This is a genomic window from Cellvibrio mixtus subsp. mixtus J3-8, from assembly GCF_000766945.1.
Classification (GTDB): domain Bacteria; phylum Pseudomonadota; class Gammaproteobacteria; order Pseudomonadales; family Cellvibrionaceae; genus Cellvibrio; species Cellvibrio mixtus_A.
Map to the genome: position 1 here is coordinate 48,384 of NZ_KN266214.1, position 6,189 is coordinate 54,572.

6 protein-coding genes are annotated in these 6,189 nt (G+C 43.4%); 1 reads left to right on the top strand and 5 read right to left on the bottom strand.

The genetic code is table 11. From position 1 onward, the window contains the following. Positions 1-31: 31 nt before the first annotated feature. Together A596_RS19495 and A596_RS19500 are read right to left on the bottom strand one after the other, a co-directional pair. Positions 32-724 carry a pirin family protein gene (locus A596_RS19495; RefSeq protein WP_039917999.1) on the bottom strand — a complete coding sequence of 231 codons (693 nt, stop codon included), beginning with the start codon at positions 722-724 and terminating at the stop codon, positions 32-34. A gap of 98 nt (positions 725-822) precedes the next feature. Beyond that, positions 823-1,260, bottom strand: a complete 438-nt coding sequence (locus A596_RS19500) for a DoxX family protein (RefSeq protein ID WP_039918183.1) — start codon at positions 1,258-1,260, stop codon at positions 823-825. 184 nt (positions 1,261-1,444) lie between these two features. Here A596_RS19500 and A596_RS19505 point away from each other — a divergent pair, with 184 nt between their 5' ends. After that, a complete protein-coding gene (locus tag A596_RS19505; protein WP_039918001.1) occupies positions 1,445-2,344 on the top strand; it encodes a LysR family transcriptional regulator in 900 nt (299 codons plus the stop codon). 794 nt (positions 2,345-3,138) lie between these two features. On the opposite strand, the gene A596_RS22980 is transcribed toward A596_RS19505, so the two are convergent. From A596_RS22980 to A596_RS22365, 3 genes are all read right to left on the bottom strand, one after another. After that, positions 3,139-3,657: a hypothetical protein gene (locus A596_RS22980; protein WP_152600242.1), complete on the bottom strand. Its 519-nt coding sequence runs from the start codon at positions 3,655-3,657 to the stop codon at positions 3,139-3,141. A 114-nt stretch (positions 3,658-3,771) separates the two neighbouring features. After that, entirely contained in the window at positions 3,772-4,473 is a 702-nt protein-coding gene (locus A596_RS19515; RefSeq protein WP_039918004.1) for a hypothetical protein, read from the bottom strand. 277 nt (positions 4,474-4,750) lie between these two features. Next, positions 4,751-5,800, bottom strand: coding sequence for a polysaccharide pyruvyl transferase family protein (locus A596_RS22365; RefSeq protein ID WP_084128682.1), 1,050 nt, complete (start codon positions 5,798-5,800; stop codon positions 4,751-4,753). Between the last annotated feature and the right edge of the window lie 389 nt (positions 5,801-6,189).

Here is a 6,189-nt window from a genome sequence, read left to right on the forward strand (position 1 = left end):
AAAACTATTCACCTGAATTTTTATTACCGCGTTATGGCAAATCAAAAACCAACGCTTTTACTGCTTGTGCCATGGCATTTAATTGCAGCGAATCAATATCTGCCAATTTCGCACCATCACCGGGCCTTACGGTTTCACCCGCAATTTTCAATTCACCATCAATCACATGCACATAATAATGGCGGTTGGTTTTGGTATTCAATTGCGCAGTTTCACCTGGCGCCAACAACAGCTGATAAATACGTGCATCCTGTTTGATTACCAGGCTACCCGCTTCACCATCAGGGCTCACCGCCAGGGTTAACCCCGGATTACTGCCAAAATCTTTTTGCTGGTAACCCGGTGCTTCGCCATACACATTAGGCTGAATCCAGATTTGTAGAAAGTGTAAGCCTTTTGTGCGCGATGGATTAAATTCGCTATGGCGAATACCACTGCCGGCTGACATCAATTGAAATTCGCCTGGCGGCAGGGTGGCGACATTACCTTCGCTATCTTTATGAGCGATCTCGCCCTCAAGTACGTAACTAAGGATTTCCATATCGCGATGGCCATGCGTATCAAAACCTGCCCCGGGAGTCACACGATCATCATTAATAACACGCAGCGCGGAAAATCCCATGTGGCGCTCATCGTAATAACTGCCAAATGAAAACGTATGTTTACTGTTGAGCCAACCAAAATCGGCACCGCCACGTTCATGGTTACGTCTGATACTGATCATCTTACACCTCCCGTTTTGTGCGACCGGCTATGGCCGGTCGCGACACAATGAATTTCTGTTTGTTACTGCTTATTAATGGCCACACTTTTCATTAACAATTACAGCTTATTGGCAATCACGCTGTCTGCACTGACGCGACCGCCGCCGGAGATCAACAGGGATACCGCACCCGCCAACAACGCCAAACCAAACTCATAACCGTTATTACTCATAAACAGGCCGTTGTTGATATGTACCGAGAAAATCGCCACTACCATGGTTACTGCAAGCACTAATGCTGTCGGGCGAGTTAACAAACCGAGAATCAGGAACAATCCACCGAAGAACTCTGCGGAACCAGCTAACGCTGCCATCACGACACCGGGACCAAGGCCAATTGAATCCATCCATTGCCCGGTGCCTTGCAGGCCGTAGCCACCAAACCATCCAAACAATTTCTGCGCACCGTGGGCAGCGAATATGATGCCGAGGGGCAAACGCAGTGCCAGGGCAGAAAAACTGTTATTGGTAGCGATAATGTTGCGGATAATGCTCATGGTAATCTCCAAAAAATTTGAATGCATAAATCGGGTTTAGTTGCTATTTAGATCCGTTTTGGCGTTTGCTTGTTGCTGTGTTCGCCTCACTTGTTACCAGAATAAGCTTGTGATCGGAGATAAAAAAGCGGAAGATTTTGAGTCATTACTTCAAAATTTTTGAACATCGGGAAGATTACCCATCATGCACCACGCCATTACGCTGGAGGCACTGAGAGTACTAGATGCTATTGACCGCAAAGGCAGCTTCGGGGCTGCTGCCGAGGCTTTATTCAAAGTGCCATCAGCCCTCTCCTATACCGTCCAGAAGCTTGAATCCGACCTTGGCATCAGTTTATTTGATCGCAGTAAACAGAAAGCCCAACTCACCACAGCCGGGCGGTTGTTGTTAGAACAGGGACGGCAGTTGCTGCAAGCTGCCAGCGCTATTGAAGAAGCGGTACAACAACTGGAGTCCGGTTGGGAAACCCAACTGCGCATTGCCCGGGATACGGTGTTGCCACTCACACCATTGCTGCAGCAAATCAATGCCTTTAATCAATTGGATAAACGTGTAGCCATTACGGTGAGCGAGGAGGTACTGGGAGGCACCTGGGATGCATTAATCGCCGAACGTTGTGATTTAGCGTTGGGCGCAAGTGGGGATTTACCGAAAGGGATTTTTGAATATCGGTTAATGGGCGAAGTGGAATTCGTATTTGCTGTAGCGCGGGAACATCCGCTACGTTTTCATAAAGGTCCTGTCGATGCAGCAGCTATCTCCGCATTTCCCACCATCGTTATCGCCGACTCATCGCTCAGTTCGCAGGGACGCACATCTGGTCTGCTGGAAAGCCGGCAAATTATTCGTGTGCCCAACGCCATAGCAAAAATTCAGGCGCAGCAAATGGGAATCGGTGTTGGTTTTTTGCCAAAACATTTAATTCAAGATGAAATTCAACGCGAGGAACTGGTGGTTCTGGATTGCTCGGTGCCTCGTCCGAATATTCCGCTTTATATTGCCTGGCGAAAAAATAATTCGGGCAGGGCCCTGCAATGGTTTGTGAATGCAAGCTCACAGGAGAATTGGTTACTATCCAAATAAAAATTTATTACAGGAAATTTAATAAGACCGCTATCACCATTGGTGATAGCGGAACCACTTAATTACTGGCAGTAAACATTTACATACGGGCTACCATTTGGCGGGCCAGAATAGCATCCATTAATAAACCCCAAACTTTCGTACCGTGGAGTACAGCCGGGTCCACATTGTTGTTGGAAATACTGGCCAAAGCCATCGCTGCTCGAAATACTAACAGCACAACCACTGCCAACGTACTTTCCTACATTTTGACATTGGGACGATAACAATGGCGCCACAGTCCGATACAAATTCGGATTTTGGCAAGTCCCCGAATTATAAACTCCGGATGCCAGCGAAATCGTACAATAAGTCACTTGCCATGTTGGTGCGGTATACGTTAATGACTGAGTTGCCGCCACGTTATTATTCGCTTCTTTACATTGAAAAGTAACGATTGCACCCGAAGTTCCTCCCGGTTGCGAACTTGTATGAATCCAATTGCAAGACACGGGGATATTCTGGCTTTGTGCCATTGCATTGGTAACAGACAAAGTTGCAGATACTATTGCCATAGCACCAAATAATTTTAACACTCTCATAACGTCTCCTGATTTTAATTAATTATTTACATCCTTCACCAGCCGGGGGTCGAACAAAAAAATAGGCCGATAATTAAATCTGTCATCCTTTTCAGATTAATGGGCTACTGCAGTAGCACCCTGCATTCACCCAATCCTTCTCGTTATTACGCAATATCAAAATAAAATTTTTATTGAAAAATCCGTTATCGCATTGCAATAACGGATTTCTTACTACTGACAGAACACTTTTACTTCAGGGCTGCGGCCCTCACCGGCATATGGGCAAGCAGTTGTCCATCCGATAGTCTCAAAACGTAAACTACAGTTATTACCGCAGAGTGTTGGAACAGGGATGTTAGCAGTGCCGTTGGCACAACCCTGGCCAAGAAACTTGCCTGCATTCGGGCAGACTGGAGATGCTGAACTGGAAGCTGAACTGGAAGACACCGCTGTCCTGAAGAAGCTCGGAGACGAACACGCACCGGTAGAGCTAATATTAGCCGCCAGGGTTAGCGTGCAATTCTCCATAACGTTACTTCCGTTGTATGAACGAAAGTTCTGCGAAGCAACCCAAGTGTTGTTAGCCTCCTTACAGACACGGACAACATCTCTCCATGTACCATTTGGAGGGCCTTCTGAACTGGCAACACTCCATGTGCAAGATACCGGTACTCCCTGCGCATTCGCACCAACATTAATTAAAACGGCTAACCCAAGTAGCGCAGCACCTAACATTTTTATTACTCTCATAACGTCTCCTGATTTTTAAATTAATTTTTCCTTCAAAAGTTCTTCAGTGTTAAAACATCAGAACCCGGCAATTCGACGTCCTATCGAATTATTTAAGCCAATTAAAATTCAATTTTAATTAAGCTCAAATCCTTTCTCATTACGAGTGACATAAAATACGGCTTCGCCTTGTGTGATACGACTATCAATAATTATTTGCGAAAAATTGTTTTCACCAAATGTTTTACTAATTGCCATTGCGACTTGATTAGCTTGCTCTTGATCAGCGACACCAACTTTCAACTGACATTGGGTTGATTTGCAGCTGGCTGATTTTAATGCGATGCCAGATAAAGATTTATCCTGTCCAAATAATGTTTGTATTTGACTTTCTTCCTGATCAGCCCAGGTGAAATTTTTTTCTTCAGCCTCAAAACGACCTTCCATTTCCACACCCAAATCAAACCAGGGTTTTTCCTGCTGGCTTTTGGTGAGCCAATTTGTAAAAGCGGATGCGCGCTCTTTAAGTTCGTATTCTTCTTTTGCAATATTGCCCGCAGATGGGTTTACTGAACTGAAATCGCTTGCTGTTTCAACAGCAATTTTTTGAGGCTTTTCTTTTGAAGGAAGTGAAGATTGCGCCCTAGAATATTTATCTGCAATCAGTTTTTCATTTTCTGTTGTTAAGTTTTTTATTTTTTCTAGGAGTTTTTCTTTATCATCATTTTCGAAAATAACATTAGACTCTGGTGCTACATCAATATGCTGATGATCTCCCAACCAATATCCAAACATTGCAGATAAAAATATTGATACCGTAAATATTAATTTATTCATACCCTGAATCATCCCTTGCACAAAACAGCTCAAAGAGAATAACAGACGCTCAAAAACACACGAGCAATCAGGTGCCAGAATAACATTTTTTTACAAATGAAAATATTTATTGCATATAAATCATTTTATTTTGAAAATTTAATAAAAATATGATTAAAAAGTTAATTTTAAAATTAGCATCGGCATACCTTGGCAACGTAAATATCCACCTTCAAATAAAAAGCCGCTGTTTTTATACAGCGGCTTTTTATAAATCACATCAAACCGATTATTTAGGTCAGATTGTATCTGCGAGATACTTATGAACTTCTGCCAACTTTTCTTTCAAAATTGATTTTTTTTCGTCATGAATTTTATCATCACTTAGCATGCCGGGCTGCGCTGCAGAAATGCGAATATCTTCCAGTGTCTTGTCAAAATAACGATTGTAGATTCCTGTTTTCAGAACTCCATTCAGTGCCCGGTCGGCAACCACTGCAGCGGCAGAAATAACCTCAAGATCCTTTCCACCCTGCCAGGATTGCGGAATTACTTTTTTATAAACTGCTTTGGCGGATTGCGCAAAAGATGGCGATTGCCGCGCCGTTATAACTTGTGCAGCGTGATTGTGATTGGCCGACGGTGTCATTGCCGTTTCAAACATATCAGCGCGGCCCGAAGTAAGGTTAAACACCTTATTCGTTAACCCAAGAGCAGCATAGCGCTGGAAATGGTGACGCATACCCAGTGAGCTTGCCCAGTCTTGCCATTTGAATCCGTTAATCCTTGAGGAAGTGGAAACCGATACCCAGGGCACCCGATAAGCATCCGCAATAATTGCTGCGTGCATAGCTTCTGCAATCACCAGACTGGCGCCACTAATAGCCTGCATAATTTTTGCGATATCATCCAACGGATTTACGTATTCTACCCCGGCACGCTTGCATGCACTTTCCCACAAAGGGTTTAACGATGACTCCCAATGGGGAACGAAAATTGTTTTTCCTGTTTTAGGGCCAGCAGGGAAAATTTCTGGCGTCAATATCGCCGGATCGGTAATGGCCAAATCAGCGGGCAAGCCAAGTGCTTTGGCTGTAGATGGTCCACGTACAAAAAAGATTTTCCAGTTCTCATTTTTCAGTTGACTGAAATCACCACCATATCCGCTGCCAGAACCACAAACAATAACTTGCCCATCATGGGCTTTGCTGTGCCCCAATAAAGTGCCAATTCCCATCATCAGGATATTGTCATCGCGGCCAATAAACTCCCCCAAATAAGGCTGCCAGAGGTATCTATTCAAAACGTCACCGAAATTAGGGACATCTTCGTACATACTTATTTTCATCAAAACTATCCCTTTGCAAAGGCGAATTTAAAATAATTAGAAAACGATGTTTGAATCTTTTACTAAAATTTTGTTAATACGATAATGCCCACCTGATGACACGCCCCAATTCTTACGAATAAACGACACGTGCAATAGTGAAAAAGAATTCAGCAAATATAATGCCAGCGTTTAAGCAGCGGATGAATTACATAAAAGAGAATAAGGGAGCGGTATAACTTTATGCGACAAGTAGCGAGACATTTCTTAGTGTGAATAATTTTTATAAAACCCTCACATATTGATAAATGGATCATTCGCAACTTGATAATCCAAAAATGTCCATTTTAAAAAATTTGCATTTGTGCATTTGTGCATTTGTGCATTTGTGCATTTGTGCATTTGTGCAT

Bases quoted from the DNA above. Each gene is read 5' to 3' on its own strand.
- A596_RS22365 (WP_084128682.1), bottom strand. From the start codon at position 5,800: ATGAAAATAAGTATGTACGAAGATGTCCCTAATTTCGGTGACGTTTTG.
- A596_RS19505 (WP_039918001.1), top strand. From the start codon at position 1,445: ATGCACCACGCCATTACGCTGGAGGCACTGAGAGTACTAGATGCTATT.
- A596_RS19515 (WP_039918004.1), bottom strand. From the start codon at position 4,473: ATGAATAAATTAATATTTACGGTATCAATATTTTTATCTGCAATGTTT.
- A596_RS22980 (WP_152600242.1), bottom strand. From the start codon at position 3,657: ATGAGAGTAATAAAAATGTTAGGTGCTGCGCTACTTGGGTTAGCCGTT.
- A596_RS19495 (WP_039917999.1), bottom strand. From the start codon at position 724: ATGATCAGTATCAGACGTAACCATGAACGTGGCGGTGCCGATTTTGGT.
- A596_RS19500 (WP_039918183.1), bottom strand. From the start codon at position 1,260: ATGAGCATTATCCGCAACATTATCGCTACCAATAACAGTTTTTCTGCC.